The organism is Streptomyces sp. NPDC088554, assembly GCF_044752945.1.
Classification (GTDB): Bacteria; Actinomycetota; Actinomycetes; order Streptomycetales; family Streptomycetaceae; genus Streptomyces.
The window spans coordinates 58,388-85,373 of sequence record NZ_JBIVMF010000003.1 but is presented as its reverse complement, the minus strand read 5'-3'; the positions used below and the strand labels follow the sequence as shown (position 1 = coordinate 85,373).

The 26,986-nt window shown below is 71.5% G+C and carries 25 protein-coding genes and 1 pseudogene; 10 read left to right on the top strand and 16 right to left on the bottom strand.

What is annotated here, in order from left to right; genetic code table 11:
- Positions 1–27 precede the first annotated feature (27 nt).
- The 4 genes from ACIP8W_RS04270 to ACIP8W_RS04255 form a co-directional block, all read right to left on the bottom strand.
- Positions 28–858, bottom strand: coding sequence for an ATP-binding cassette domain-containing protein (locus ACIP8W_RS04270; protein ID WP_401956888.1), 831 nt, complete (start codon positions 856–858; stop codon positions 28–30).
- Complete coding sequence (locus tag ACIP8W_RS04265) at positions 855–1,913, bottom strand: ABC transporter permease (protein ID WP_401956890.1); 1,059 nt, start codon at positions 1,911–1,913, stop codon at positions 855–857. Before ACIP8W_RS04265 ends, ACIP8W_RS04270 begins: the two co-directional genes overlap by 4 nt.
- Positions 1,910–2,926, bottom strand: coding sequence for a sugar ABC transporter substrate-binding protein (locus ACIP8W_RS04260; protein WP_401956892.1), 1,017 nt, complete (start codon positions 2,924–2,926; stop codon positions 1,910–1,912). Before ACIP8W_RS04260 ends, ACIP8W_RS04265 begins: the two co-directional genes overlap by 4 nt.
- A 195-nt stretch (positions 2,927–3,121) precedes the next feature.
- Complete coding sequence (locus ACIP8W_RS04255) at positions 3,122–3,925, bottom strand: GntR family transcriptional regulator (protein WP_401956895.1); 804 nt, start codon at positions 3,923–3,925, stop codon at positions 3,122–3,124.
- 101 nt (positions 3,926–4,026) lie between these two features.
- On the opposite strand from ACIP8W_RS04255, the gene ACIP8W_RS04250 reads away from it, so the two are divergent.
- On the top strand, positions 4,027–5,034 hold the full coding sequence (locus ACIP8W_RS04250; protein ID WP_401956897.1) for a Gfo/Idh/MocA family oxidoreductase: 1,008 nt from the start codon (positions 4,027–4,029) through the stop codon (positions 5,032–5,034).
- 130 nt (positions 5,035–5,164) lie between these two features.
- Here the strand turns inward: ACIP8W_RS04250 and alc are convergent, their stop codons facing one another.
- Both alc and allB read right to left on the bottom strand, forming a co-directional pair.
- On the bottom strand, positions 5,165–6,295 hold the full coding sequence (gene alc, locus ACIP8W_RS04245; RefSeq protein WP_402152057.1) for an allantoicase: 1,131 nt from the start codon (positions 6,293–6,295) through the stop codon (positions 5,165–5,167).
- Positions 6,296–6,297: 2 nt separating this feature from the next.
- A complete protein-coding gene (gene allB / locus ACIP8W_RS04240; protein WP_402152054.1) occupies positions 6,298–7,698 on the bottom strand; it encodes an allantoinase AllB in 1,401 nt (466 codons plus the stop codon).
- Between the two features lie 198 nt (positions 7,699–7,896).
- Here allB and ACIP8W_RS04235 point away from each other — a divergent pair, with 198 nt between their 5' ends.
- A complete protein-coding gene (locus ACIP8W_RS04235) occupies positions 7,897–8,703 on the top strand; it encodes an IclR family transcriptional regulator (RefSeq protein WP_402201896.1) in 807 nt (268 codons plus the stop codon).
- Positions 8,704–8,713: 10 nt separating this feature from the next.
- On the opposite strand, the gene ACIP8W_RS04230 is transcribed toward ACIP8W_RS04235, so the two are convergent.
- Positions 8,714–9,865 carry a serine hydrolase domain-containing protein gene (locus ACIP8W_RS04230; protein WP_402201894.1) on the bottom strand — a complete coding sequence of 384 codons (1,152 nt, stop codon included), beginning with the start codon at positions 9,863–9,865 and terminating at the stop codon, positions 8,714–8,716.
- Between the two features lie 110 nt (positions 9,866–9,975).
- Entirely contained in the window at positions 9,976–10,338 is a 363-nt protein-coding gene (locus ACIP8W_RS04225; RefSeq protein WP_401956909.1) for a DUF5955 family protein, read from the bottom strand.
- A gap of 160 nt (positions 10,339–10,498) precedes the next feature.
- Here ACIP8W_RS04225 and ACIP8W_RS04220 point away from each other — a divergent pair, with 160 nt between their 5' ends.
- Together ACIP8W_RS04220 and aceB are read left to right on the top strand one after the other, a co-directional pair.
- The gene (locus ACIP8W_RS04220; protein WP_402201892.1) at positions 10,499–11,119 is read left to right on the top strand and encodes an NTP transferase domain-containing protein; all 621 of its coding nucleotides are present in this window, start codon (positions 10,499–10,501) and stop codon (positions 11,117–11,119) included.
- Positions 11,120–11,335: 216 nt separating this feature from the next.
- Complete coding sequence (gene aceB / locus ACIP8W_RS04215) at positions 11,336–12,967, top strand: malate synthase A (protein ID WP_402201890.1); 1,632 nt, start codon at positions 11,336–11,338, stop codon at positions 12,965–12,967.
- 85 nt (positions 12,968–13,052) lie between these two features.
- On the opposite strand, the pseudogene ACIP8W_RS04210 reads toward aceB, so the two are convergent.
- A pseudogene (locus ACIP8W_RS04210) lies at positions 13,053–13,172 on the bottom strand (XRE family transcriptional regulator); the annotation flags it as partial.
- A 169-nt stretch (positions 13,173–13,341) separates the two neighbouring features.
- On the opposite strand from ACIP8W_RS04210, the gene ACIP8W_RS04205 reads away from it, so the two are divergent.
- Entirely contained in the window at positions 13,342–14,121 is a 780-nt protein-coding gene (locus tag ACIP8W_RS04205; RefSeq protein WP_401957033.1) for a chitosanase, read from the top strand.
- Between the two features lie 18 nt (positions 14,122–14,139).
- Here the strand turns inward: ACIP8W_RS04205 and ACIP8W_RS04200 are convergent, their stop codons facing one another.
- The 3 genes from ACIP8W_RS04200 to uraD form a co-directional block, all read right to left on the bottom strand.
- Positions 14,140–15,516: an 8-oxoguanine deaminase gene (locus ACIP8W_RS04200; RefSeq protein ID WP_401956917.1), complete on the bottom strand. Its 1,377-nt coding sequence runs from the start codon at positions 15,514–15,516 to the stop codon at positions 14,140–14,142.
- Positions 15,517–15,625: 109 nt separating this feature from the next.
- On the bottom strand, positions 15,626–16,534 hold the full coding sequence (gene pucL / locus ACIP8W_RS04195) for a factor-independent urate hydroxylase (protein WP_401956920.1): 909 nt from the start codon (positions 16,532–16,534) through the stop codon (positions 15,626–15,628).
- Between the two features lie 5 nt (positions 16,535–16,539).
- The gene (uraD, locus tag ACIP8W_RS04190) at positions 16,540–17,568 is read right to left on the bottom strand and encodes a 2-oxo-4-hydroxy-4-carboxy-5-ureidoimidazoline decarboxylase (protein ID WP_401956923.1); all 1,029 of its coding nucleotides are present in this window, start codon (positions 17,566–17,568) and stop codon (positions 16,540–16,542) included.
- A gap of 598 nt (positions 17,569–18,166) precedes the next feature.
- Here uraD and ACIP8W_RS04185 point away from each other — a divergent pair.
- Entirely contained in the window at positions 18,167–19,192 is a 1,026-nt protein-coding gene (locus ACIP8W_RS04185; protein WP_401956925.1) for an LAETG motif-containing sortase-dependent surface protein, read from the top strand.
- 158 nt (positions 19,193–19,350) lie between these two features.
- Here the strand turns inward: ACIP8W_RS04185 and ACIP8W_RS04180 are convergent, their stop codons facing one another.
- From ACIP8W_RS04180 to ACIP8W_RS04165, 4 genes are all read right to left on the bottom strand, one after another.
- A complete protein-coding gene (locus tag ACIP8W_RS04180) occupies positions 19,351–19,689 on the bottom strand; it encodes a helix-turn-helix domain-containing protein (protein ID WP_401957036.1) in 339 nt (112 codons plus the stop codon).
- Between the two features lie 53 nt (positions 19,690–19,742).
- Positions 19,743–19,991, bottom strand: coding sequence for a hypothetical protein (locus ACIP8W_RS04175; protein ID WP_401956928.1), 249 nt, complete (start codon positions 19,989–19,991; stop codon positions 19,743–19,745).
- A 47-nt stretch (positions 19,992–20,038) separates the two neighbouring features.
- The gene (locus tag ACIP8W_RS04170; RefSeq protein WP_402201887.1) at positions 20,039–20,419 is read right to left on the bottom strand and encodes an FAD-dependent oxidoreductase; all 381 of its coding nucleotides are present in this window, start codon (positions 20,417–20,419) and stop codon (positions 20,039–20,041) included.
- 85 nt (positions 20,420–20,504) lie between these two features.
- Positions 20,505–20,822 (bottom strand): bifunctional 3-phenylpropionate/cinnamic acid dioxygenase ferredoxin subunit, encoded by a 318-nt coding sequence (locus ACIP8W_RS04165; RefSeq protein WP_401956933.1) that lies wholly within the window; start codon positions 20,820–20,822, stop codon positions 20,505–20,507.
- Positions 20,823–21,101: 279 nt separating this feature from the next.
- Here ACIP8W_RS04165 and ACIP8W_RS04160 point away from each other — a divergent pair, with 279 nt between their 5' ends.
- The 4 genes from ACIP8W_RS04160 (at position 21,102) to solA (ending at position 26,974) form a co-directional block, all read left to right on the top strand.
- On the top strand, positions 21,102–21,845 hold the full coding sequence (locus ACIP8W_RS04160; RefSeq protein WP_401957037.1) for an IclR family transcriptional regulator: 744 nt from the start codon (positions 21,102–21,104) through the stop codon (positions 21,843–21,845).
- Between the two features lie 255 nt (positions 21,846–22,100).
- Complete coding sequence (locus ACIP8W_RS04155; protein WP_402201885.1) at positions 22,101–23,189, top strand: S-(hydroxymethyl)mycothiol dehydrogenase; 1,089 nt, start codon at positions 22,101–22,103, stop codon at positions 23,187–23,189.
- Between the two features lie 126 nt (positions 23,190–23,315).
- Positions 23,316–25,775 (top strand): FAD-dependent oxidoreductase, encoded by a 2,460-nt coding sequence (locus ACIP8W_RS04150; RefSeq protein ID WP_402201883.1) that lies wholly within the window; start codon positions 23,316–23,318, stop codon positions 25,773–25,775.
- Between the two features lie 41 nt (positions 25,776–25,816).
- Complete coding sequence (gene solA, locus ACIP8W_RS04145; protein WP_402201881.1) at positions 25,817–26,974, top strand: N-methyl-L-tryptophan oxidase; 1,158 nt, start codon at positions 25,817–25,819, stop codon at positions 26,972–26,974.
- The last annotated feature ends 12 nt before the right edge of the window (positions 26,975–26,986 follow it).

Here is a 26,986-nt window from a genome sequence, read left to right as displayed (position 1 = left end):
CGGAAAGGGGCCGGTGACCGCCCCGGGTCAGCCCTGCGGGCCGGGTGCCCGCCGCAGCTCGTGACTCAGCTCCTCCAGCTCGGAACCGCCCGCCATCTGGCGCGTCAGCTCGTCCAGGGTGATGGAGTCCTTGGTGTGGCTGCCCGCCATGGCGCCCCGCTTGAGCAGGACGAAACGGTCACCGACCAGATAGGCGTGGTGCGGGTTGTGAGTGATCAGTACCACTCCGAGTCCTGCGTCACGCGCGGCGGCCACGTACTTGAGCACCACGCCGGACTGCTTCACCCCGAGGGCGGCGGTCGGCTCGTCCAGGACGAGGACCTTCGCGCCGAAGTGGACGGCGCGGGCGATGGCCACGCACTGGCGCTCACCGCCGGAGAGCGTGCCGATCGGCTGGTCGACATCGCGCAGGGCGATACCCATCCGCAGCAGCTCGGAACGGGTGGTCGCGCGCATCAGCGGGACATCGAGCCGGGTGAAGGGGGCGCGCCCCTTCCTCGGTTCCGAGCCGAGGAAGAAGTTCCGCCAGACCGGCATGAGCGGTACGACGGCGAGGTCCTGGTAGACCGTGGCGATCCCCCGGTCCAGCGCCTCGCGCGGGGAGCCCAGGGTGGTCCGGACGCCGTCGATCAGGAAGTCTCCGCTGTCGTGCTGGTGCAGCCCGGCGATGATCTTGATCAGGGTGGACTTCCCGGCGCCGTTGTCGCCCAGGACGCAGGTGATCTCCCCGGCACGGACCTCCAGCGAGACGCCCTCCAGGGCGCGTACATGGCCGTAGTACTTACTGATGGTGTCGAGTGCGACCAGCGGCGTCGCCGGTCCGGTCGACGGGCTCGCCGCCGGGGCCCGCGCGGTCATCGGGACGACTCCGCCCGCTTGCGCACCCAGGCGTTGAGCAGGGTCGCCAGAAGGAGCATCGCCCCGAGGAAGAACTTGAACCAGTCGGGGTTCCACTCCGCGTACACGATGCCCTTGCTCGTCATGCCGAAGATGACCGCGCCGACCGCCGAGCCGATCGCGGAGCCGTAGCCGCCGGTGATCAGACAGCCGCCGATGACGGCCGCGATGATGTAGATCAGCTCGTTGCCGACGCCCTCGCCCGACTGGACGACGTCGAACGAGAACAGCAGGTGCTGGCCCGCGATCCAGGCGCCGAAGGACACGCCCATGTAGAGGCCGATCTTCGTCCGCGCCACCGGGACCCCGACCGCGCGCGCGGCGTCGGCGCTGCCGCCCACCGCGAAGATCCAGTTGCCGAAGCGGGTGCGCAGCAGGATCCAGGTGGCCAGCGCGATCAGCCCGGCCCACCACAGGATCGTCACCTTCAGCTCGACCCCGCCGAGGGTCAGCTGGGAGGCGAAGAGCTTCCGCGCGGAGGGGAAGCCCTCCATGTCGGCGATGGTCTTGGTCGAGACGGTGCCGCTGATCAGCTTGGTCAGCCCGAGGTTGAGGCCGGTGAGCATCAGGAAGGTGCCCAGCGTGATGATGAAGCTCGGCAGTTTCGTCCGGGTCAGCATCACTCCGTTGAAGACCCCGAAGGCCAGGGTGACCAGCAGCGACACCCCGACGCCCACCCAGACGTTCGCCGTCATCTGGTAGCTGAACATCGAGGAGACCAGCGCGGAGCTGGTCACCATCACCCCGGCGGAGAGGTCGAACTCACCGCCGATCATCAGCAGGGACACCGGGACGGCCATGATCCCGATGGTGGAGGCCGCGTACAGCACGGTGCCGAGGCTGGACAGCCGGAGGAAGGAGTCCGCCATCACCGAGAAGAAGAGGAAGACCGCCACCGCGCCGACGACCGAGCCCAGTTCGGGGCGGCCGAGGAGCTTGCGGAGCGTGGAGGTGTGGAGCAGCCGCTCGTCACCGGAGCGGCCGGGCGCGGGGGCCGGGGGCGCGGTCGTGCTCAACGGGTCCTCCGCTTCGTGTACTCCTCCAGCGCGCCGGCTTCCTCGCGGGTGATGATCTGCGGCCCGGTGAGGACCGGCCGGCCGCCGCCGAGCACATCGGCGTTGTAGCGGTAGAGCCAGAGCAGGTCGACGGCCTCGTACCCCTGGAGGTAGGGCTGCTGGTCGACGGCGAAGCCGAGCGTGCCGGCCTTGAGCGAGGAGACGACGCGCGCGTTGAGGTCGAAGGTGTCGATCTCGGCCGTGCTGCCCGCCGACTGCTTCGCCTTGACGGCGGCGTCCGCGAAGGGGGCGCCGAGGGTGACGACCGCGTCGATGCTCTTGTCGGTCTGGAGCTTGGCCTCGACGGACGCCTGGACGTCGGGCATGTTCGTCCCGTCGACGTACAGGTTCCGCATCGTGCCGCCGAAGGTCTTCCGCGCACCGGCGCAGCGCTGTTCGTGGCCGACGTTGCCCTGTTCGTGAATGACGCAGACGGCCTTCTTCCGGCCCCGCCGGTCCAGTTCCTCGCCGACGGCCTCGCCCGCGATGGTCTCGTCCTGGCCGATGTGGGTGAGCGCGCCGAACTTCTTGGAGTCGGCGGCGCCGGAGTTGACGGTGATGACCGGGATGCCGGCCCGGACCGCCTTGGTGACGACGTCCTTCATGGAGTCGGGCTTGGCGAGCGTGACGATCAGCCCGTCGACCTTCTTGTCGATGTACGACTGGACGAGCTGGGCCTGCTCCTGGCCCTGGTCGCTGTTGGCATACAGGAACTTGATGTTGTCCTTGGCGGCCGCCTGCTCGGCGCCGCTCTGGACGATGTCCCAGAAGGTGTCGCCGTCGCCCGAATGGGTGACCATGGCCACGGTCCACCTGGGTGTGTTCACCGCGGCCCTGCCCTGCTCGGCGGCCCGCCGGTCGCGTTCCTCCGCGCGTTTGCCGCCGGTGCTGCTGCATCCCGCGAGGGCGAGGACCCCCACGGTCGCCGCCAGCACGGCGCCCAGCGCGCGTACCCCTGTCCGAACCGTTGCCACGACGTGCCGTGCCCTTCTCCGCATGTGTCCCTGGATACGGCCGGGGGGGCGCGTACAGGCCTCGGCCCGGCCTGCCCAAGTATCGGTCATGGGCACCCGCCGGTAACGCATCGGGTACGGAGAGAGCGCTTACCGTGTTGGCGCGCAGGCCCTGGTCAGAGGCGGTCGTACGGGAGTGGCGAAGCGGCGGCGGCACTACGGCCGTACGAGCAGCTGGAACTCGAACGCGTAGCGCGAGGCGCGGTACAGATGCGAGCCGAACTCCACGGCCCGGCCGGTGTCGTCGAAGGTGGTCCGCTCCATCGTGAGCAGCGGCGCGCCGACCGGTTCCGTCAGCCGCTCGGCCTCCTCCTCGGTGGCGGCGCGCGCGCCGACCGACTGCCGGGCGCTGTGCAGGGTGATCCCGGCGGACCGCATCATGCGGTAGAGCCCGGTGGCCCGCAGGCGCCCGGTGTCGCAGTCGAAGAGCCCGGCCGGCAGCCAGTTGTGCAGATACGCCATCGGCTCGTCGTGGGCGTACCGCAGCCGCTCCACGAACACCACCTCGGAGCCCTCCGCCACTCCGAGCGCGGCGGCGACCTCGGCGGTGGCCGGCATGAGGGTGTTGAGCAGGACGCGGGTGGCGGGGCGCTGGCCGGCCGCCTCCAGGTCGTCGAAGAGGCTGCTCAGCTCCAGCGGGCGCTTGACCTGGCTGTGGACGACCTGGGTGCCGACGCCCCGGCGGCGCACCAGCAGCCCCTTGTCGACGAGGGACTGGATGGCCTGGCGGACGGTGGGCCGGGAGAGTCCGAGCCGGCCCGCGAGTTCGATCTCGTTGCCGAGCAGGCTGCCGGGCGCGAGCCGGCCCCGTTCGATCGCCGCCTCCAGTTGCTGCGCGAGCTGGAAATAGAGCGGGACCGGACTGGTGCGGTCGACGCTGAGCTGAAGCGGCGTGGCACTGTCGGCGCGGGTGTCGGCCGTCTCCGGTCCGGGTCGGGATGATCTCGGCTGCTGGGGCACGCACCGAGCGTAGTCGCATGGAATGTTGACGGGAAGTCGGGTAGTTCGATTGTCCGGACAATTGCTTGACATCGTGAGCGGCGGACCGCCACCTTGGGGCCATGCGCATCGGACTCATCGGCGCCGGCCGGATCGGCACCCTGCACGCGGGCGTGCTCAGCCGCCATCGCGAGGTCGGCTCCCTGGTCATCGCCGACACCGACCCGGCCAGGGCCGCCTATGTCGCCGACCGTACGGGGTCGACCGCCGCGCCCTCCGTGAACGAGGTCTTCGACTGGGGCGTGGACGCCGTGGTGATCGCCTCGGCCACCTCGGCGCACGGCGATCTGATCGGCCGGGCCGCCCGGGCCGGGCTGCCCGCCTTCTGCGAGAAGCCGATCGCGCTGGACCTGGCGGGCACACTGGCCGCGCTGCGCGGGGTCGCGACGGCGGGCACCGTGCTCCAGCTGGGGTTCATGCGCCGCTTCGACGTGGGGTACGGCCGTGCGCGCGATCTCATCCGGTCGGGGGCGCTGGGCCGGCTGCACACCGTACGGACGGTCACCTCGGACCCGGCGCCGCCGCCCGCCTCGTATCTGCCGCTCTCCGGCGGGCTGTACCGCGACGCGCTGGTGCACGACTTCGACATGATCCGCTGGGTGACCGGGCGCGAGGTCGTGGAGGTGTACGCGACGGGCTCGGACGCCGGGCCCGCGGTCTTCCGCGAGGCGGGCGACATCGACACCGCCGCCGCCGTGCTCACCCTGGACGACGGGACGCTCGCCACGGCGACCGCGACCCGCTGCAACGGGGCGGGCTACGACGTACGGATGGAACTGGCGGGCGAGCTGGACCAGTTCGCGGTCGGGCTCGACGACCGGACGCCGATCACCTCCACCGAGCCGAAGGGCCCGCCGCGCTGCGACAACCCGTGGCCGGGCTTCGTGGAGCGGTTCGCCCCGGCGTACGAGGCGGAGCTGAACGCCTTCCTCAAGGTCGTCACCGGCGAGCTGGCGAACCCGTGCGACGGCGGGGAGGCACTGCACGCGCTGCGGATCGCGGAGGCCTGCGAGCTGTCCCGCCGCGAGCGCCGCTCGGTGGCCCTGAAGGAGATCCCCGGCGGCTGGTAGCCGTTCACCGCTCAGGGGGTCCGACAGCTCCGCGTCGTGGACCAGCAGGGCGATCCGGACCCGGTTGTCGAGGGGAGGGGGCGCGACAGCGACCGAAGTCCGGGGACGGCCGAACTTCGGTCGGGGACGGCTACGCCCCTCGGTGGCGGGCGGCCAGCTCCGCCGTACCCCGCTCGGTCAGCGATCCGAACAGCCGCAGCCGCGAGATCCCGCCGTCCGGGAAGATGTCGAGGCGTACGTCGGTCGCGACCACCTCGGCGTCCAGGACGAAGCGGTGGTTGGTGTCGGGCTGGAGCCGGGTCCTGGGCAGGAGTTCGGTCCACTCACCGCTCTCCCCGTCGCGTACGGAGAGGGCGGCCCAGCCCGCGGCGTTGCCCTTCAGGCACGCCGTGTCGATCTCGGCCGCGCGGATCGCGGACTGCGCGGCCAGCCGGTAGCGGATCCAGTCGTTCTCCTTGTCGCGGCGGCGCCGGGTCTCCCAGCCGTCGTCCATCCGGCGGGAGCGGCCGGGCTGGATGGTGTGGGTGGCGGGCGAGTAGAAGAGGTCGGAGGCGTCCTCGACCCGGCCGCCGTTCTCCAGGGCGATCAGGTCGAACGTACCGAGGGCGGCGAGCCACGCGGGATCGGGCGCGACCTCGCCGTACACCCTCAGCCGGGCGATCCCGCCGTCCGGATGCTGGTTGACCCGCAGATGGGTGAAGCGTCCCGGGGCGTCGACGGCGAAGCCGTTCGCGGCGTGTCCGCCGATGGCGGTACGGGGGACGAGCACCGTCCAGGTGACGTCGTCGGCGAGGAGGTCCTCGGGGGACGGGGTACCGGGCAGCGAGGTGGCCTCCACGGAGACGGCCTGCGGGTAGTTGCCGCGGAAGTGGGCGGTGTCGACGACGATGCCGTGGATCACGCCGGGCGCGCCGAGGCGTACGAGCGCCCAGTCGTGGTCCGCGTCGGTGGGGTGCGGCTGGTCGGCGCCGATGCCCCGGCGGCGGCGGGTCTCCCAGCCGTCCATGATCTTGCCCTTGTGGCCGAACCGCTCCGGGTCGAACTCGGCGGGCCCGATGCCCAGCATGTTCTCGCGCTCGGCGAAGAACTCGTCGTTGGCGGCGGTCACCCCGGCGCCGAGGCGCCGGTCGGCGAGGTCGACGAAGCGGGTGAAGGGGAAGTCGGCGGTGCGGTAGTCGGCGTACGGGTCGCCGCCTCCGTAGGGCCGGGCGTCACCGGTGAAGGAGGGAATGGCGGAGCCGGTGGAGGGGGCTTCGGGCACAGTCAGTCATTCCTTACGTGGCGGGTGGACACCTGGTGGGTGGGGTGGTCCCGGTCGAGCAGTCTGCCCGACGGCCCGGCGAGCAGGCCGTCGTGGGCGATCCGGTCGCCGCGCAGCCAGGTCGACCTGACGACGCCGTACAGCGCGCGGCCCGCGTACGCGGTCACCCGGTTGCGGTGGTGCAGCTCCGCCGGGTCGACGGTGAAGACGGCCTCGGGCGCCAGGACCACGAAGTCGGCGTCGCGGCCCGGCTCGATGGCGCCCTTGCGGGTCAGTCCGGCGAGGGCGGCGGGGGCCGTCGACATCCAGCGGGCGACATCCGTCAGGGGGCGGCCCCGGCGGCGTGCCTCGGTCCACATCACGGGCAGGCCGAGCTGGAGCGAGGAGATGCCGCCCCAGGCCGAGGCGAAGTCGGGGGTCTTGAGGTCGGTGGTGCAGGGCGAGTGGTCGGAGACGACGCAGTCGATGGTGCCGTCGATGAGCCCCTGCCACAGCGCGTCCTGGTTGGCGGCCTCGCGGATCGGCGGGCAGCACTTGAACTCCGTGGCGCCGTCCGGGACTTCCTCGGCGGTGAGGGTGAGGAAGTGCGGGCAGGACTCCGCGGTGATCCGGACACCCTCTCGGCGGGCCTCGGCGATCAGCGGCAGGGCGTCGGACGACGACAGGTGCAGCACATGGACGCGGGCGTCGAGCCGCTTGGCGTGGGCGATCAGGTTCCCGATCGCCGTGTTCTCGGCGTCGCGCGGCCGGGACGCCAGGAAGTCGGCGTAGGCCGGGCCGCCCCGCCGGGGCGCGGCGGCCAGCTCGGCCGGGTCCTCGGCGTGGACGATCAGGAGTCCGTCGAAGCCGGCGATCTCGGTGAGCGCGCGGGCCAGCCGCTCCTGGTCCAGCTCGGGGAACTCCTCCACGCCGGAGGGCGACAGGAAGCACTTGAAGCCGAAGACCCCGGCATCGTGCAGCGGCCGCAGCTCCTTGACGTTGTCGGGGACGGCGCCGCCCCAGAAGCCGACGTCGATATGGGCCTTGCCCCGGGCGACATCCCGCTTGACGCCCAGATGGGCGGGGGTGGTGGTGGGCGGCAGCGAGTTCAGCGGCATGTCGAGCAGCGTGGTGATCCCGCCCGCGGCGGCGGCGCGGGTGGCGGTCCAGAACCCCTCCCACTCGGTGCGGCCGGGGTCGTTCACATGGACATGGGTGTCGACGAGACCGGGCAGTACGGCGTCGTCGCCGACGTCCGCCAGCCGGGCCCCGGCCGGGATCTCCGTGTCGTACGGCAGGACCGCGGTGATCGTGCCACCGGTGACCGCGATGGCTGCGGGCCGCTCCCCCGCGGGGGTGATCACACGCGTCGACCGCAGTATCAGGCTCACCTCGGACACCCGTGCCCTCGCTTCCTTACCCATGGCAACGTGCCCACTGGAGCTCAACGAACTGTTGAACGAGTGTTCACGCCGGAACCTGACCCGTCAAGAGCGGTGGGTCCGGGCGGTCCGTCCGCGTCCCCGCGTCGACCTGCCCCGGACTGCCCGGCCATCCCGGCCGGTAGGCTGCGTGCCTGCCCCCGCGCCGCCCCACCTCACCCCCCAGAAAGGACCGTTGACGTGCCGCCGTCCAGCGCCAGCACCTCCGACGCCGCCAAATCCGCTTCCGGCGGTGGCGTCCAGTCCCTTGAGCGCGCCTTCGATCTGCTCGAACGGATGGCGGACGCGGGCGGCGAGGTCGGGCTGAGCGAGCTGTCGGCCAGCAGCGGTCTGCCGCTGCCGACGATCCACCGGCTGATGCGCACGCTGGTCGCCACCGGTTACGTACGGCAGCAGTCGAACCGCCGGTACGCGCTCGGGCCGCGCCTGATCCGGCTCGGTGAGTCGGCGTCCCGGCTGCTGGGGAGCTGGGCCAAGCCGTATCTCGCCCGGCTGGTCGAGGAGACGGGCGAGACCGCGAACATGGCGCTGCTCGACGGCGACGAGGTCGTGTACGTCGCCCAGGTCCCCTCCAAACACTCGATGCGGATGTTCACCGAGGTCGGCCGCCGGGTACTGCCCCACTCCACGGGCGTCGGCAAGGCGCTGCTGGCGCACACCTCGCCGGAGGAGGTACGCGCGCTGCTGGCCCGTACGGGCATGCCGGCCGCCACCGAGCGGACGATCACCACGCCCGAGGGGTTCCTGGAGGCCCTGGAGCTGGTGCGGGCGACGGGGTACGCGGTCGACGACAACGAGCAGGAGATCGGGGTCCGCTGTCTGGCCGTGACGGTGCCCGGCTCCCCCACCGCCGCCGCCCTCTCCATCTCGGGCCCGGCGGGCCGGGTGACGGAGGAGGCGACGCGGCGGATCGTACCGGTGCTCCAGGAGGTCGCGCGGGATCTCTCGGCGGCGCTGACGAACACGGCGGCGCAGGCGCAGCTCTGAGCGCCCGCGCTCAGGCGTCCGCCGCCGCGTACCGCCAGAAGTCGCGCATCAGCTCGGGCGGGGTCGGTCCGGTCATCTCCAGCTGGCTGAGCAGGAGGGTGACCGTGCCGGTGGAGGCGGTGAGGTGCGCCGCCGTACCGGTGCCGCCGACCCAGCCGTAGCGTCCCGGCACGTTCCACGGGTCGATGGTCGCGACATCGACCGAGCCGCCGTAGCCCCAGCCCTGGCCCTCCAGGAACAGCTGTCCGGCCGCGCGCTGGGAGCGGGTGAGATGGTCGGTGGTCATCCGCCGGACCGACTCGTCCGACAGCAGCCGTTCGCCGCTGTCCGCCGTGCCGCCCGCGAGCAGCATCCGGGCGAAGGCGTACCAGTCGTCGGCGGTCGAGACCAGCCCGCCCGCGCCGGACGGGAAGGCGGGCGGGCGGCTCCACTGTCCGTCGGGGGCGTCGACCAGTTCGACGCCCCCGGCCGGGGAGGGCCGGTAATAGCTGGTGAACCGGTCGAGGCTGCCCGCCGGTACGGCGAATCCGGTGTCGGCCATCCCGAGCGGGTCGAACAGCCGCTCGGCCAGGAACTCCGGCAGCGGGCGGCCCGCGACCCGGGCGATCAGCACGCCCAGAATGTCGGAGCAGGTGTTGTACAGCCACAGCTCGCCCGGCTGGCCGAGCAGGGGGATACGCGACAGCGCGGCCATCCACGCGTCCGGCGCCGCCACCTGCTGGACCTGCGGCCCCTGCTTCAGCTCGTCGAACAGCGGCGCGACCGCGGGCAGGGAGAAGTCGGCGGGGAAGCCGTATCCGGCGCGGAAGGTGAGCAGATCGGCCACCGTGATCGGCCGCGCCGCCGGGACCACGTCGTCGACCGGGGAGTTTGGGGTACGGACGACGACGGGCGCCGCCAGCTCGGGCAGCCAGGTCGCGACCGGGGCGTCCAGCGCGATCCGGCCGTCCTCGACCAGGGCCATCGTCGCGGCGGCGGTGACGGGTTTGGTGAGCGAGGCGATACGGAAGATCGAGTCCCTGGCCAGCGGGGAGGTCCCGGCGGCGTCGGCGGAGCCGGCGACCGCCACCTCGACCCGGCCGCCCCGGGCCACCAGGCCCACGATCCCGGGCACCGGGCCTTCGTCGACGTGCTGGTCCAGCAGGGTCTTCAGGCTGGTCATCGGGCCACCTCCGGCTGCGGGTGCGTGCGGTCGGGGTCAAGACTCCCGCCGCGCCCCGAACGCATCGGCCGGACACGCCGGATCCGCTCGGCCCTCGTACGATCGCGGCGTCAGCGCGGCAGGCGCGGTACGTCGGCGGGCTGCCGGGGCACTTCGGCGGCCCGCCGGGGCGCGTCCCCGAAGAGGTCGACCGCGTGCCGTACGCCCATCAGCGCCGGTCCCAGCGCGCTGACCGAGCCGGTCGAGCCGACGATCAGCAGCAGCGAACGCCGCATCCTGGCGGTCTCGGGAGCGCCGTCCGCGACCATCGCGGCGAGCGCGGCCAGCTCGTCCTCGGCGATGGCCCGGTCCTGGAACTCCGCCTGGTAACCGGCCAGTTCGCGCCGGAGCCGGGACACGGCGGCGCGCAGCCGCACGACTCTCGGATCCTCGTCCCGCTCCGTCGGCGGCGTCTGCCCCACACTCCGCAGCAACGTACTCCCCCTCGCGCTCGCCCCGGCACGCCGTTGTGCCCGGTACGGTTCTGTCCCGCTTTGCCGTTCCCCCCTGGACGATGGTCAAGCGCCAAGGTTCGCGGGCAAGTTAACGCCATCCCGTACGGTGTGCGCCACTCCGGGGTGGTATGCAGGGCTCATGGCAGGCACACACGACACATCGGACCCGCCGGTCGCCGGGCTGCTGCTCGCCGCGGGCGGCGGCCGCAGGCTGGGCGGCCGGCCGAAGGCGCTGCTGGCGCACCGGGGCCGCCCGCTGGTCGAGCACGCCGCGCGCGCACTGCGCGAGGGCGGCTGCGGCCCGGTGCACGTGGTGCTGGGAGCGGCCGCGCGGGAGGTACGGGACCGGGCCGAGCTGCCCGGCTGCGCCCTGGTCGACAACCCGCGCTGGGGCGAGGGCATGGGCTCCTCGCTGCGCGCCGGGCTCGCCTCGCTCTCCGGTACGGGGGCACGGGCGGCGCTGGTGCTGCTGGTGGACCAGCCGGGGATCGGCGCGGCGGCGGTGGCCCGGGTGGTGGCGGCGTACCGTACGCCCGATTCGCTCGTCGCGGCCTCGTACGGCGGCGAGCGCGGTCATCCGGTGCTGTTCGGCGCGGCCCGCTGGGCGGATGTCGCGGCGGCGGCCCGGGGCGACCGCGGGGCGCGCGGGTATCTGGGGGCGCACGGGAGCGAGATCGTCCTGGTCGAGTGCGGCGATGTCGCGCGGGCGTACGACATCGACACGGAGGAGGATCTCGCGCGCCTGGAGCCCGCGCCCTGAGCCCGGAGCGCGGAGCCGGTGTGTCCCGGAGCGACCGGGCCGGTATGTCCGGAGCACCGGGCCGGTATGCCCCGGAGCGACCGGGCCGGTATGTCCGGAGCACCGGGCCGGTATGTCCGGACTTCAACAAAACATTGAAGTTCCACGATAAGGAAACTAATATCCACAAAGCAGAGGCGCCCGACCCTGACGGCGCTCGTGAAGGAGTGACAGCTCATGTCCGCACCGGCGCCCTCCCCGCTGGCCATCGTCGACGCCGAACCCCTGCCCCGGCAGGACGAGGTACTCACCGAAGCGGCCCTCGCGTTCGTCGCGGAGCTGCACCAACGGTTCACCCCTCGCCGTGACGAGCTGCTGGCCCGCAGGGCCGAGCGCCGGGCCGGCATCGCCCGTACCTCCAGCCTGGACTTCCTGCCCGAGACCGCCTCCGTCCGCGCGGACGAGAGCTGGCGGGTCGCCCCCTCACCGGCCGCGCTGAACGACCGCCGGGTGGAGATCACCGGACCCACCGACCGCAAGATGACCATCAACGCGCTCAACTCGGGCGCGCGGATCTGGCTCGCCGACTTCGAGGACGCCTCCGCTCCCACCTGGGAGAACGTGATCGGCGGCCAGCTCAACCTGATGGACGCCTACCACCGCCGTATCGACTTCACCGACCCGCGCACCGGCAAGTCGTACGCCCTCAAGGACGCGGCCGAGCTGGCGACCGTCGTCACCCGCCCGCGCGGCTGGCATCTGGCGGAGCGCCACCTCCAGCTGGACGGCGAGCCGGTGCCCGGCGCGCTGGTCGACTTCGGGCTGTACTTCTTCCACAACGCCAAGCGCCTGATCGAGCTGGGCAAGGGTCCGTACTTCTACCTCCCGAAGACGGAATCGCACCTGGAGGCCCGCCTCTGGAACGACATCTTCGTCTTCGCCCAGGACTACGTCGGCATCCCGCAGGGCACCGTCCGCGCGACCGTGCTGATCGAGACGATCACCGCCGCGTACGAGATGGACGAGATCCTGTACGAGCTGCGCGACCACGCCTCCGGGCTCAACGCGGGCCGCTGGGACTATCTCTTCTCGATCGTGAAGAACTTCCGTGACGGCGGCGCCAAGTTCGTCCTGCCGGACCGCAACGCGGTCACCATGACAGCGCCGTTCATGCGCGCCTACACCGAACTCCTCGTCCGCACCTGCCACAAGCGCGGCGCCCACGCCATCGGCGGCATGGCGGCCTTCATCCCCTCCCGGCACGACGCCGAGGTCAACAAGGTCGCCTTCCAGAAGGTCAAGGCCGACAAGGACCGCGAGGCCGCCGACGGCTTCGACGGCTCCTGGGTCGCCCACCCCGACCTCGTGCCGATCGCCATGGCCTCCTTCGACGCGGTCCTGGGCGACCGCCCGAACCAGAAGGACCGCCTCCGCGAGGACGTCTCCGTCGCCGCGGGCGATCTCATCGCCATCGACTCCCTCGACGCCAGGCCCACCTACGACGGCCTGCACAACGCCGTCCAGGTCGGCATCCGCTACATCGAGGCGTGGCTGCGCGGCAGCGGCGCCGTCGCCATCTTCAACCTGATGGAGGACGCCGCCACCGCGGAGATCTCCCGCTCCCAGATCTGGCAGTGGATCAACGCGGGCGTCGAGTTCGAACACGACGGACAGACCGTACGGGCCACCCCGGAGCTGGCCCGCGCCCTCGCCGCCGGCGAACTCGCCGCGATCCGCGCCGACATCGGCGACGAGGCGTTCGCCGCGGGCCGCTGGCAGCAGGCCCACGACCTGCTGCTGACCGTCGCGCTCGACGACGACTACGCGGACTTCCTCACGCTCCCCGCGTACGAGCAGCTCCGCGGCTGACGGCCACCGCCTTCCCCGATGCACCCTGAGGCCCGGCGCGACCCGCCGGGCCTCAGGCGCGCGGGCGCGCGGGTCGGGCGCGCGGTCACTTCTCCGTGGGGCGGGCCTGTACGTGCATGCGCTCGCCCTGCCGCCCGAACAGGCTGAGGAACTCCACCGCCTCCGGGCCCGCGCCCGTCCACGCGTGCGGGGTGCGGGTGTCGAAGCCGGTTCGTCAAGCCGGGCGGACCGGAAGGGACGTAGCACGGTCCGTGCCCCCCGTACCGGCGTTTCCGGGTGATACCGGTCCGCTCACGTACCCTCGGGGGCCGGGCCTGCGCACACCACACCCACAGGGAAAGGGCCGGTACGTGATCCACACGCTCCGCCGACTGATGCTCGTCCTGCTGCTGCCGGTGCTGGCCATGACCGCCGCCTGTACCTCGGCCTCCGGTGCGGCCGTGGGGCTGGACGACCCGGGGAAGAAGGACATCGCGATGCGGCTGGTGTCCAGTGCGGAGAACTCCTCGCTGGACTGGAAGGACCAGTACCGCTACATCGAGGACATCGGCGACGGCCGGGGCTACACGGCGGGCATCGTCGGGTTCTGCACCGGCTGCGGCGATCTCCTCAAGGTCGTCGAGCGCTACACCCTGGCCGTGCCGGACAACGGGCTCGTGCGGTTCCTGCCCGCGCTGCGGGCGGTGAAGGGCAGCGCCTCCCACGAAGGGCTCGGCACCGCCTTCACCACCGCCTGGCGGAAGGCCGCCGGGGACGCCGCGCTGCGGCGGGCCCAGGACGAGGAGCGGGACCTGCTGTACTTCGACCCGGCGGTCTCCCGGGCCAAGGCCGACGGGCTCGGCGCCCTGGGACAGTTCATCTACTACGACGCCTATGTCATGCACGGCTACGGCGATACGGAGGGCTCGGTCGGCTTCCGTACGATCCGCGCCAACGCCCTGCGCGCGGCCAGGTCGCCCCGGCGCGGCGGGGATCAGAGCGCGTATCTCCACGCGTTCCTCGACGCGCGGGTCGCCGCGATCCGCAGCGAGCCGTCCCACAACGACACCAGCCGACTCGACACCGCGCAGCGCGTCTTCCTCGACCAGGGCAACCTGAACCTCGACACACCCCTCAACTGGAAGGTATACGGGGACCGTTACCGCATCGACTGACCACGCCCCCGGCGGCCCTCACTCACCGGCCGCGATCCGGGCGAGCCGGCGCGCCTCGCTCCGGGTGGCGCGGGCGATGGCGTCCTCGTCCACCGTGGTCAGTCGGCCGTCCTCGACGACGGCCCTGCCGTTGACCAGCGAGAGTGTGACGGGGGCCGCCGCGCCGAGAACCAGCGCGACCACCGGGTCGGCGATGGACGCGTGGGCCAGTGTGTCCATCTTCCACAGCACCAGGTCGGCGAGTTTCCCGGCCTCGATGGAGCCGATCTGGTCCGCGCGGCCGAGGACCCCGGCGCCGCCGTACGTACCGAGGCGCAGTGCCTGACGGGCCGTCAGGGATGCTTCCCGGTGCGGGCCGAGGCGGTTGAGGAGCAGGGCGTTGCGCAGTTCGGTGTGGAGTTCCCCCGACTCGTTGGAGGCCGTGCCGTCGACACCGAGGCCGACCGGGATACCCGCCGCCAGCATGTCGGGGACGCGCGCGATCCCGGCGGCCAGCCGGGCGTTGGAGGAGGGGCAGTGGGCGACGCCCGTGCCCGTACGCGCGAAGGCGGCGATGTCGGAGTCGTTCATATGGACGCAGTGGGCCATCCACACATCGGAGCCGAGCCAGCCGGTGGACTCGAAGTAGTCGGTCGGGCCCATCCCGAACAGCTCTTTGCAGAACTGCTCCTCCTCGACGGTCTCGCTGCCGTGGGTGTGCAGCCGCACCCCCTTGCGGCGGGCCAACTCGGCTCCCTGGCGCAGCAGTTCCGTACTGACGGAGAACGGGGAGCACGGCGCGACGGCGATCTGGGTCATCGCGTCGAAGGAGGCGTCGTGATGGGTGTCGACGGTCTCCTCGGTCGCCGCGAGGGCGCCGTCGAGGGACTCGACCGCGAAGTCCGGCGGCAACCCGCCGTCCGACTCGCCCCGGTCCATGGATCCCCGGGCCAGGGTGAACCGTACGCCCATCTCCGCCGCCGCTCCGATGATCGCGCCGGAGAGGTCGCCCGAGCCGCGCGGGAAGACGTAGTGGTGGTCCATCGCGGTGGTCACACCACCCCGCGCCATCATGGCCAGCGAGCCCTGCGCGGCGGCGCGAACCATCGGCTCGTCGATCCGGGCCCAGGTCGGGTACAGCGCGACCAACCAGTCGAAGAGGTTGTGGTCGGTGGCGAGACCCCGGGTGATCCACTGGTAGAAGTGGTGGTGCGTGTTGACCAGGCCCGGGGTGACGAGATGGCCGGTGCCGTCGATGCGGCGGACCACGTTCTCCAGCCCGGCGGGGGCGGCGCCCGCGCCGACCGACTCGATCCGGTTGCCCGCGACGACGACATGGCCCGTGGCGTACTCGGTGTCGTGTGCGTCCACCGTCGCGATGGCGCAGTTCTCGATGACGATGCGCGTAGCCGCCATGACGGGTCCTTTTCTTCTTCGTGAAACGTGTGCGTGAAACGTTGCGCGTGAAACGTTGTACGTGCTCTTTTTCGTACGGCGCGTACGGCCGCGTACGGCCGCGTACAGCTCAGAGGTTGGTGGTGTCCGCCGGGATGAGCTGCTCGGCCCCGTCGCGCAGGACGGTGGCCTCGATCAGGCCGTACGGGCGGTCCGCCGCGAAGTAGACGGCTCCGTCCTCGGTGTCGTTCTTCAGACCGAACGGCTCCATATCGACCAGGAAGTGGTGCTTGTTGGGCAGCGAGAAACGGATCTCGTCGATCCCCTCGCCCCGCTCGACGACCCGGGTGCCCATCGCGTACAGCGTCTGCTGGAGCGAGAGGGAGTAGGTCTCGGCGAAGGCGCCGAGTATGTGTTGTCTCGCCTCCGCGTAGCACCGGTCCCAGTCGGGGACGGACTCGCCCTCGCCGCCCGTCCAGCCGTAACGCCACCGCGCCGACACATCGGTGGCCAGGATCCGGTCGTACGCCTCCTTCAGTGTGGTGTACCCGTCCTTGGCGTACCCCCAGAACTCGGAGTCCGTCGTGTTCAGTACGGTCAAGTCCTTCAGCCCCGAGACCACTTGGAGCCGCTCACCGTCGAAGGTGATCTCGGCGAGGCGGGTCTCCTGGCCCTTGCGGACGAAGGAGTGCTCGCCCTCGCCGGGGGTGGCGATGCGCTCCCAGGCGTACTCCTCGATCCGGACGCGGGCGCGGTGGATCGGCTCCTGGCTGGTCACGAAGTGCCGGGCCAGCTCGATGCCGAACTGCTCGGCCGACGCTATGCCGTGCTCCTTGGCGAACGCGTACACCGTGTTCTTGGTGGTGTCGGTCGGCAGGACGTGGGTGTTGGATCCGGAGTAATGGACGTCCGCCATGTCACCCGAGAGCGCGATGGAGACGTTCAGGTCCTTGATGTGGTGGGTGGCGCCGTTCCGTACCACCTTGACGACGCGGTTCTCCGCTTTGCCGTACTGGTTCTGTCCGAGCATGGTGGGCATTCCTGCTAGCTCCCTCGGTATACGGAGTAGCCGAACGGATTGAGCAGCAGAGGTACGTGGTAGTGCTCGCCCGGGGTGACACGGAAGGTGACCGCGACCTCCGGGAAGAACGGCGATGTGTGCTGCTGCCGCGTCTCGGCTGGGGGGGTGCCGTTTCCGGCGGTGATGGTGGTGGTGGCCGTGCCGGTGGCGGCGGCGAGGTACACGTCGGTGTCGAACTCCAGCCGCACCTGTACGGTCCCGGCGGGCAGCGTCGGCAGATCCTTGCACCGCCCGTCGCCATCGGTCTTCGAGGCGCCGAGCGCGACCCAGGACGCGTCGGGGCCGCCGCGGGCGGCGAGCGCGACGGGGACACCGGAGGCGGGGCGGCCGAGGCTGGTGTCCAGAATGTGCGTGGAGACGGAGGCGGGGGTCTCGGCGTTCTCCGCCGCTGCTTCCGCCTGTTCTTCCGTTGCTTCTTCCGTTGCTTCTTCCATCGCCGCTTCCGTCGCTGCTTCCGTCGTGACGAGACGGGTCAGCCTGATCCGGTTGATCTTGCCCAGCTCGGTGCGGGCGATCTCGCGCTCCCGCTCGGGCGTGTGGCCGAGCCGCTCCTCGATCGCGTCGCGCATCTGCTCGCCGGTCGCCCCCGTGGCACAGATCAGGAAGACATGGCCGAACCGCTCCTGGTAGGCCAGGTTCAGTTCGAGCATCTCCGCCCTGAGCCGCTCGGACGCGTCGGTCATCCCGCGCTGCTCCCGGGCCGAGGTGGGGTCACCCGGGCGGGGGCGGCCGATCGGTGGGTGTCCGGCCATGGCCTCGGCGAGATCCTCGCCGTCCAGCCCGGCCGTCGCGGTGTCACCGGCGGCGAGGAGGTCCGCCACGCCGGCGTACGGGCGCCGGGCGAGCACCGCGTTCCCCCACGCCGTACTGGCGCACACGTCGCGCAGTGCGGCCAGGGCCTCGGGGCCGGGGGCGGCATTGAGGCGGACAAGGCCCCGCGATCCGCTGAGTGGATCGGGCGGGACGGACGTATCAGAGGATGTCGATGTCACGGGGAGCCTCCGTGGCTGTGCTGTACCAGGCCGGTCTCGGGCCTGTCCGGCCTGGACGCGTCATTCCGAAGTCCCGCCCGCGGGGGCAGACGGCGCTACTTCGGAGTAACGCGTCCAGCTAACGCCCTGCGCGACACGGCGTCAACAGTTTGTTGAATTTACAGTCTCTCCACGTACTGCTCGGCTGGACTTCACCGCAACCATCGGGCCGCATGTTGATCATCGAGCCCGCCGCCGGACGGTCCGCACCGCCGCGCGCGCCCGAACCCGCCGCCGACCAGGGCGTTGTCCGGGCCGTTTGAGCCTTTTTCACGTAAGTACCGGGGGTCGGCGCTCCCGGTCACGCCCCGACGGAACATCGAATTCCGGCCACCGCGACGGATTGACATGGGTGTCGCGCCCCCAGGAATATGCGTCGTGCCACCGAGAGCCCAACGCCCGGTGCGCTGCCAACCACTTCAGCCCGGCCCTGTTTCTGCCTGCCCCGCTCCCGCGTGCGGCGGGTCGAGTCGTGGTGTCCGTTGTCCGTACGTCCGAGAACACACGGCACAGGCACACGGCACAGGCCGGGCCGAGCCCAGCACAAGATGGGAAACGCATGGCCATATCGAGACGTGTCACGTCGCTGAGACTCCTCGGAGTCGGCGCCGCCGTTCTGGCCCTCTCCACCGCCGCGGCGGGTTCCGCCTGGGCGACCGACTGCCCCGGCGGCCGGGGATGGGACAAGGGCAACCACGGGGGCTACAAGCCCGGCACGGGTGCCGGTACGCCGGTCACCACCACCGCGGTCGACAAGTGCGAGTTCTCACTCGACGGCAACGGCTGGTACTCCCAGATCAAGGTCGACGACATCAACCTCAAGCCCGCCGACGACGGGAAGGTGCACGTCAAGGTGCGCACCGCGTCCGACGCGTCGAGCTGCACGGTGTCGCTGGCCTCGTACCGTACCCACGGCCCCACCTGGGAGACCTCCGGCGAGCAGGTCTTCCACGACTTCGACTCCGTCGACGTCAAGCAGGGCGGCCAGGACACACTCGACGTGGCCATCCCCGATGTCGGCTGCTACGCGCAGATCGACCTCTACCGGGGCAAGGTCAAGTACGACGGCCTCAAGGACGCGAACGACGGGTTCGAGCACGGCGACCTGCCGATCGGGCCCAGCCGCAAGGTCATCAAGGACAAGCTGATCGCGGCCTGGAACGGTGGCACGAAGAACTGCACCGCGCAGGAGATCCCCCCGGCGCCGGAGCCGCCCACGAGCGAGCCCACGCCCGAGGAGCCGCCGGCCACGGAGCCCCCCTCCACCGAGAACCCGTCCGAGCCGCCCGCACCGGAGGAGAGCACCCCGGAGAGCCCGACCCCCTCCGCGAGCGAGCCCACCCCGGAGACCCCGGACGCCTCCGAGCCCACGCCGGACGCGTCCGAGCCGACCTCCGAGACGTCCACCCCGTCCAACGAGCCGAGCCCGGCGTCCGCCGGTGGCAGCACCGGCGGTGGCGGTGGCCTGGCGGAGACCGGTGGCGGCAGCGTCCTCCCGATCGCCGGTGGTGCCGCCCTGCTGCTGGCCGCCGGTGGCGCGGTCATGATCGTGACCCGCCGCCGCAGGACCGCCGCGGGCAGCTGATCCACGGCCCCCGGCCGCTGCCCCCCGGCGACCGGCCCGTGGCCGTGGCCGTCGGCCCCCGGCCGCTGAATTCCGGCCGTCGGCCCCCGGCCGCTGACGTACCCGACCTCGCGCGTCCAGTGCCCCTCCCCCGAGGGCGCCGGGCGCGCGAGGCGCGTTCAGCCGCTGCCGCCCCTGGCGCGCTGTTCGCCCGCGCCCTCGCGGTTCAGGTAGTTGTACACGGTGAAACGGCTGACGCCGAGCGCGGTCGCCACCGTCTCCACCCCGTGCCGTACGGCGAAGGCGCCGCGCGCCTCCAGGTTCCGTACGATCGACTGCTTGGTCCTGCGGTCCAGTTCGGCCAGCGGCATGCCGTGTCCGCGCTCCAGGGCCGCCAGGATGTGGTCGAGGGACTCCGAGAGCTGGGGCAGCCGTACGGCGAGGAGGTCCTCGCCCTCCCAGGCCAGGACGACATCGTCGGGCTGGGCCTCGTGCGGCGGGAGCAGCTCGCCGCCCATGGCGTCGACCAGTGGTCTGACCGCCGTGACGAAGGGGTGGTCCGGCGGTTCGCTCACGTATCGGCCCCGATCACATTGACCTGGAGCGAGATCCTGGTCGCCCCGGCCTCCAGCGACCTGCGCAGCAGCTCCTCCACGGCCGCGAGCACCGCGTCGGCGCCGCCCTCGGCGGTGTTGCCGAAGGGGCCGACATCCACCGCGTCCAGCTCCGCGCCCCGGACGACCTCGCGGGCCACCAGCGCGTGCGCGGGTGCCTCGTCCAGGTCGAAGGGCTCGGTCGTGAACTCCACTCTCAGCCGCACTGTGCCTCCATCGCGGGACGCCTCCATCGGACAAGCCCCGTCCACCGTCATACGACCTTAACGGACCGCCCGTCGGCGGGGAGCGATGAGCGGACGGCCGACTCCGGAGTGCGGGCGAGTTCGCGGCGCAGCCGGGTGAAGGGGCGCGGGCGGTCGGCGGCGAGCGCGGCCACCCGGGGCAGTGCGGTCACACCACCGGCGTCGCAGCGCACACCGTCGTCGAGCGGCAGCCCGCAGACCGCCAGCCAGCCGGTGTTGGGGCGAACGCCGATGCCCACCACGACCACCTCCGCGGGCAGCACGCGGCCGTCCGCCGGCTCGACCCCGCGCACCCGTCCCGCGCCGGTGCCGAGGAGGGCGGCCACTCCCGTACCGGAGAGCAGGGGCACTCCGTGCGCGGCGTGCAGTCCGGCGCAGAACGCCGCCATGTCCGGGCCGAGTTGGGACAGCAGAGGAAGCGAGCCGCTTCGACCACGGTGCCCGTAGCCAACTCCCCTGCTGTGCCACTGGAGTTCACGCTACGTGCTCCTCGGCTGTGGGGTGCACATGGATGATTCCGTCGTCGACGGTGACGCGGTGGACGCGTACGGCACGGCGCGCGGGCAGACAGGTCGGCTGTCCCGTTCGGAGGTCGAATGAAGCGGCGTGGAGCGGGCATTCGACCTGACAGCCCTCCAGCCAGCCCTCCGCGAGGGAGGCGTCCTGGTGGGTGCAGGTGTCGTCGATGGCGTACAACTCGCCCTCGGAGTGGAAGACGGCGATCGGTGGCTGGGTGTCGATGCGGATGGCCTCACCCTCGGGGAGGTCTTCAAGACGACAGACGGGGATCACTGGCCCCCCTCTCACTCATCGGTATCCTTGTGTTCCGTATCGGTGTTCCGTATCGCGCGAACAGGGAGCGTGATGCGCAACAGAATCGGCAATGGGGAGCTGACTCGTCAAGACCTCCCCGAGGACGACGGCCGGGATCAGGCCCGCCAGGTGGGTGAGAAAGACCCGATGACCAACAGAACCGGGAAGACCGACAGAACAGGCAGGACCCAGCGGAAGGACAACACCATTACGGCGGACGACGAGGAAAAGACACAGCCCAGGGGCGCCGCGAGCGCGGTGCAGTCCGTCGACCGCGCGGTGAGTGTGCTGGAGATCCTCGCCCGCCACGGCGAGGTGGGGGTCACCGAGATCGCCGATGAGCTGGGGGTCCACAAGTCGACCGCCTTCCGGCTGCTCGGCGTGCTGGAGAACCGCGGCCTGGTCGGTCAGGCGAAGGACCGCGGCAAGTACTACCTGGGCGCCGGGGTGCTCCGGCTCGCGGGCGCGGCGGCGGTACGGCTCGACATCTCGCAGGAGAGCGCGCCGCTCTGCCGCGAACTGGCCGACGAGGTGGGCGAGACCGTCAATATCGCGGTGCTGGACGACGACGCGGCGGTCAACATCATGCAGGCGCGCGGCGCCGCCTCGGTCACCGCTCACAACTGGCTGGGCCGGCGGACCCCGTTGCACGCCACCTCCAGCGGCAAGATCCTGCTGGCGCATCTGCCGCCGTCCGGCCAGGAGCATGTGCTGGCGCGCAAGCTGGCGCGCTTCACCCAGCGGACCGTGACCGATATCGGCGAGCTGCGCGAGCAGTTGCAACTGGCGGTGGAGCGCGGCTACGCCTGCACGGTGGAGGAGCTGGAGATCGGGCTGAACGCGGTGGCCGCGCCGGTACGGGCGCACGACGGGGCGGTGATCGGCACGATCAGCGTCTCGGGCCCGGCCTACCGGCTGGGCGAGGAGCGCCTTCCCGTACTGGCCGAACGCACGCTGGGCGCGGCGGCGGAGCTGTCCCGGCGCATGGGGTACGCCTTCTGATGGTCCGTCAGGAGAATTTCGCGTACCCCTCAGGGAAAAATCAAGAGCGATAACTCGCCGGGGAGGGACGCGGCCGGAGCGTTCCGGCCGCGTCCCTCCCCGGCGTGCGGCCTTTTACCGGGGGTTAACTCGGCACTCTTGACGGTGGACTCCCCCGTTCCCAAGATGTCTCTCATCACGCAACCGATCGTGCGATACGCAACAAGGGCGTGTGAGAACAGGGCTACGCAGGGCTACCGCAAGAGGAGTCAGGCCGTGTCACACGAGGTCCGCGCTGTTGTCGCGAGAAAAAGGGGCGCTCCCGTCGAGGTGACGACGATCCTGGTCCCCGACCCTGGCCCCGGCGAGGTCCTGGTGTCGGTCCAGGCCAGCGGGGTCTGCCACACCGATCTGCACTACCGGGAGGGCGCGGTCGGCGACGGCTTCCCCTTTCTGCTCGGGCACGAGGCCGCGGGCACCGTCGAGTCCGTCGGCGAGGGCGTGACCGATCTCGCCCCCGGTGACTATGTCGTGCTGGCCTGGCGCGCGCCCTGCGGAAACTGCCGGTCCTGTCGCCGGGGCCGCCCGTGGTACTGCTTCGACAGCCTGGGCGCCCGCCGGCCGATGACCCTGCTCGACGGCACCCCGCTCTCCGCCGCCCTCGGCATCGGCGCCTTCACCGAACTGACCCTGGTCGCCGCCGCGCAGGCGGTGCGGATCGATCCCGCAGCCCGGCCCGAGGTCGCCGGGCTGATCGGCTGCGGGGTGATGGCGGGGTACGGCGCCGCCGTCCACACCGCGGGGGTACGCGGCGGGGACACCGTCGCCGTGATCGGCTGCGGCGGGGTGGGCAGCGCCGCCATCGCCGGGGCCTCGCTCGCCGGGGCGCGGCAGGTGATCGCCGTCGACGTCGACGACGCCAGACTCGACGGCGCGCTGCGCTTCGGCGCCACGCACACCGTCAACGCCCTTGGTACGGAACCGGTGGCGGCCGTCCGGGAGCTGACCGGCGGGTTCGGCGCGGACACGGTGATCGACGCGGTCGGCCGCCCGGAGACCTACCGGCAGGGCTTCGACATGCGCGATCAGGCGGGGGTGCTGGTGCTGGTCGGCGTACCGGAGCCGGACGCACTGATCGAGCTGCCGCTCCTCGACCTCTTCTCGCGCGGCGGGGCGCTCAAGTCCTCCTGGTACGGGGACGCGCTGCCCAGCCGCGACTTCCCGGTCCTCGCCGACCTCTATCTGCGCGGCAGACTCGATCTGGGCGCCCTGGTCTCCGAGACCGTCGCCCTGGACGAGGTGGATTCCGTTCTCACCCGGATGCGCGAGGGCGGCGGCGCGCTGCGCTCCGTCGTCACACTCTGAACGTTCGCACGCCGCACGCGCACGATCGCACCGCCCCCCCTGCGCGGCCCCGCACCGCCCATCCCGTAGCGCCCGTCCCGTAGCGCCCACAACGTTGCCGAACGTTCACCCGGAACGAGGAGTGGTATGTCCGCAACCACCAGCGATATTCCCCGTGTTGTCATCATCGGCGCCGGTATCGTCGGCTGCTCGCTGGCCGACGAACTCACCGCGCGCGGCTGGACCGATGTCACCGTCCTCGACCAGGGCCCGCTGCCCGCGCCCGGCGGCTCGACCTCGCACGCCCCCGGGCTGGTCTTCCGGACGAGCCCCTCCAAAGCCCTGACCGACTTCGCCTCGTACACCGTGGAGAAGTTCACCTCGCTCTCCGTGGACGGGCTCTCCTGCTTCAACCCGGTCGGCGGTCTGGAGGTCGCCACCACCGAGGAGCGCTGGGCCGATCTGCACCGCAAGGCGGGACTGGCCGAGTCGTGGGGGGTGCACGGTGAGCTGATATCCCCTCAGGAGTGCCTGAAACTATGGCCGTTGCTGGACGAGGAGCGAATCATCGGCGGCTTTCACACCCCCGGGGACGGGCTGGCCCGCGCCCTGCTCGCCTGCCGGGCCCAGCAGGAGCGCGCCACCGCGCGCGGCGCCCGCTTCCTGGACCGCCACACCGTCATCGGGATCGACTCGCGGGACGGCCGGGTCACCGGGGTCGTCACCGACCGGGGCACCTTCCCCGCCGACCACGTCGTCTCCGCGGCCGGGTTCTGGGGGCCGGTGATCGGGCGGCTGGCCGGGGTCCCCGTACCGCTGCTGCCGCTCGCGCACCAGTACGCGAGGACCGGGCCGCTGCCCGAGCTGGCCGGGGTGAACGACCCGCGTACCGAGGCGAGTCGGCCCGTGCTGCGCCATCAGGACCGGGACCTCTACTTCCGGGAACACACCGACCGGATCGGTATCGGTTCGTACGCCCACCGGCCACTGCCCGTCGATCCGTTCACCCTCCCGGCATACGAGGACGCGCCCGTGATGCCGTCCTCGCTGCCCTTCACCGAGGAGGATTTCGCGCCCAGCTGGCGGGATGCCGCCGAGCTGCTGCCCGCGCTCGGCGCGAGCCGGGCCGAGGAGGGGTTCAACGGGGTCTTCTCCTTCACCCCGGACGGTATGCCGGTCCTCGGCGAGGCGCGTGAGCTGCGCGGATTCTGGCTGGCGGAGGCGGTGTGGGTGACCCACTCCGCCGGGGTCGCGCGCGCCGTCGCCCAGTGGATGACCGAGGGACGGGCCACCACCGACATCCACGAGTGCGACCTCTACCGCTTCGAGGACGCCCAGCGCTCCCCCGCGTACGTCGAGGAGCGCGGCGCCCGGAACTTCATCGAGGTGTACGACATCGTCCATCCGCTCCAGCCCCTGGAGCGCCCGCGCCCGCTGCGCACCAGCCCCTTCCACACCGCGCAGCGCGAGCTGGGCGCGTACTTCCTGGAGGGCGGCGGCTGGGAACGCCCGCACTGGTACGAGGCCAACGCACCGCTCACCGAAGGCGTTTCGCCACCCGAGCGGGACGCCTGGGCGGCCCGCTACTGGTCGCCGATCGCCGCCGCCGAGGCGCGCGCGACCCGGGAGAAGGTCGCGCTGTACGACATGACACCGCTGCGCCGCCTGGAGGTGACCGGCACCGGCTCCCTGGAGTTCCTCCAGCGGATGACGACGAACAACCTCGCCAAGAAGCCGGGCGCCGTCACCTACACCCTGCTGCTGGACGAGGCGGGCGGCATCCGGTCGGATCTGACCGTGGCCCGGCTGGGCCCCGACCACTTCCAGATCGGCGCCAACTCCCCTGCCGATCTGGATTGGTTGCTGCGGCACGCGCCGGACTCCGTACAGATCGGGGACATCACCTCGGGCACCTGTTGTGTCGGCGTCTGGGGGCCGCTGGCACGGGAGCTGGTGCAGCCGCTGACCCGGGACGACTTCTCGCACAAGGGGTTCGGCTACTTCCGCGCCCGGCGGACCCACCTCGACTTCGTGCCGGTGACCGCCATGCGGCTGAGTTACGTCGGTGAGCTGGGCTGGGAGCTGTACACCACCGCCGATCTGGGCGCCCGGCTGTGGGACACCCTGTGGGAGGCCGGACAGCGGCTCGGGGTGGTGGCGGCCGGGCGCTCGGCCTTCAACAGCCTCCGAATGGAGAAGGGTTACCGCTCCTGGGGCCATGACATGACAGCCGAACACACTCCCTATGAGGCCGGTCTGGGCTTCGCCGTACGGATGGACAAGGGCGAGTTCACCGGCCGGGCGGCGCTCGCCGCGCGCGGCGGGGAGCGGGAACGGCCGGAGCGCCGGCTGACCTGTCTGACCCTGGACGACCCGACCGCCGTGGTGCTCGGCAAGGAGCCGGTACGGGTGGACGGGGCGACCGCCGGATACGTCACCAGCGCCGCCTACGGCTACACCGTCGGCCGGTGTATCGCCTATGCCTGGCTGCCCGCGCGGCTGACCCCCGGAACCGGTGTCCTGATCGACTACTTCGGTGCGCCGGTCGCGGCCACCGTCACCGAAGAGCCCCTGTTCGACCCGGGGATGGACCGCATCCGGCGCTGACTTCCTTGTTTCCGAACTTCCGAATAACCGTCAGGAGAGTCATGCCCCCCTCGTACGACGTGATCGTGCTCGGCCTCGGCGGCATGGGCAGCGCCGCCGCCCATCATCTCGCCGCACGCGGCGCCCGGGTCCTCGGCCTGGAGAAGTTCGGCCCGGTCCACAACCGGGGCTCCAGCCACGGTGGTTCGCGGATCACCCGGCAGTCGTACTTCGAGGATCCGGCGTACGTCCCCCTGCTGCTGCGCGCCTACGAGCTGTACGAACGGCTGGAGCGCGACACCGGCCGGACGGTCGCCGCCCTGTGCGGTGGTGTCATGCTCGGACCGCCCGACAGCCGTACCGTGGCGGGGAGTCTCGAGTCGGCCCGGCAGTGGGACCTGCCGCACGAGATGCTGGACGCCAAGGAGATCCACCGGCGCTTCCCCACCCTCACCCCGGGCCCGGACGAGGTCGGGCTGTACGAGGAGCGGGCCGGGCTGCTCCGCCCGGAGAACACCGTCGCCGCCCATCTCCAGCTCGCCACCCGGGACGGCGCCGAGCTGCGCTTCGAGGAGCCCGTCACCCGCTGGGAGCCGTTGCCGTCCGGCGGTGTGCGGGTCCACACCGCCGAGAACACCTATACGGCGGGCCAGTTGGTGATCTGCCCCGGCGCCTGGGCGCCGGAGCTGCTCGGCGATCTCGGGGTGCCGTTCACCATCGAGCGGCAGGTCATGTACTGGTTCCAGCCCGAGGGCGGCACCGGCCCGTACCGCCCGGAGCACCATCCCATCTACATCTGGGAGAACGCGGAGCGCGTCCAGATCTACGGCTTCCCGGCCATCGACGGCCCGGACGCGGGCGCCAAGGTCGCCTTCTTCCGGAAGGGCACCGTCTGCACCCCGGAGACCATCGACCGTACCGTCCAGGAGCATGAGGTGGCCGCCATGGCGAACCATCTCGCGGCCCAACTCCCCACGCTCCCTGGGATTTTCCTCAAGGCCGCGACCTGTATGTACTCCAACACCCCCGACGAGCACTTCGTGATCGCCCGCCATCCGCGGCATCCCGAGTCCGTGGTCGTCGCCTGCGGCTTCTCCGGTCACGGCTTCAAGTTCGTCCCCGTCGTGGGGGAGATCCTCGCCGACCTCGCGCTCACCGGCACCACCGCACACCCCATCGATCTCTTCGCCGTCGGCCGGCTCACGGCCAAGAGTGCCTGAGGAGCCATCTCG

Bases quoted from the DNA above. Each gene is read 5' to 3' on its own strand.
- ACIP8W_RS04270 (WP_401956888.1), bottom strand. From the start codon at position 858: ATGACCGCGCGGGCCCCGGCGGCGAGCCCGTCGACCGGACCGGCGACG.
- ACIP8W_RS04250 (WP_401956897.1), top strand. From the start codon at position 4,027: ATGCGCATCGGACTCATCGGCGCCGGCCGGATCGGCACCCTGCACGCG.
- allB (WP_402152054.1), bottom strand. From the start codon at position 7,698: ATGGGTAAGGAAGCGAGGGCACGGGTGTCCGAGGTGAGCCTGATACTG.
- ACIP8W_RS04230 (WP_402201894.1), bottom strand. From the start codon at position 9,865: ATGACCAGCCTGAAGACCCTGCTGGACCAGCACGTCGACGAAGGCCCG.
- ACIP8W_RS04220 (WP_402201892.1), top strand. From the start codon at position 10,499: ATGGCAGGCACACACGACACATCGGACCCGCCGGTCGCCGGGCTGCTG.
- aceB (WP_402201890.1), top strand. From the start codon at position 11,336: ATGTCCGCACCGGCGCCCTCCCCGCTGGCCATCGTCGACGCCGAACCC.
- ACIP8W_RS04205 (WP_401957033.1), top strand. From the start codon at position 13,342: ATGCTCGTCCTGCTGCTGCCGGTGCTGGCCATGACCGCCGCCTGTACC.
- ACIP8W_RS04200 (WP_401956917.1), bottom strand. From the start codon at position 15,516: ATGGCGGCTACGCGCATCGTCATCGAGAACTGCGCCATCGCGACGGTG.
- pucL (WP_401956920.1), bottom strand. From the start codon at position 16,534: ATGCCCACCATGCTCGGACAGAACCAGTACGGCAAAGCGGAGAACCGC.
- ACIP8W_RS04185 (WP_401956925.1), top strand. From the start codon at position 18,167: ATGGCCATATCGAGACGTGTCACGTCGCTGAGACTCCTCGGAGTCGGC.
- ACIP8W_RS04180 (WP_401957036.1), bottom strand. From the start codon at position 19,689: ATGGGCGGCGAGCTGCTCCCGCCGCACGAGGCCCAGCCCGACGATGTC.
- ACIP8W_RS04170 (WP_402201887.1), bottom strand. From the start codon at position 20,419: ATGGCGGCGTTCTGCGCCGGACTGCACGCCGCGCACGGAGTGCCCCTG.
- ACIP8W_RS04150 (WP_402201883.1), top strand. From the start codon at position 23,316: ATGTCCGCAACCACCAGCGATATTCCCCGTGTTGTCATCATCGGCGCC.
- solA (WP_402201881.1), top strand. From the start codon at position 25,817: ATGCCCCCCTCGTACGACGTGATCGTGCTCGGCCTCGGCGGCATGGGC.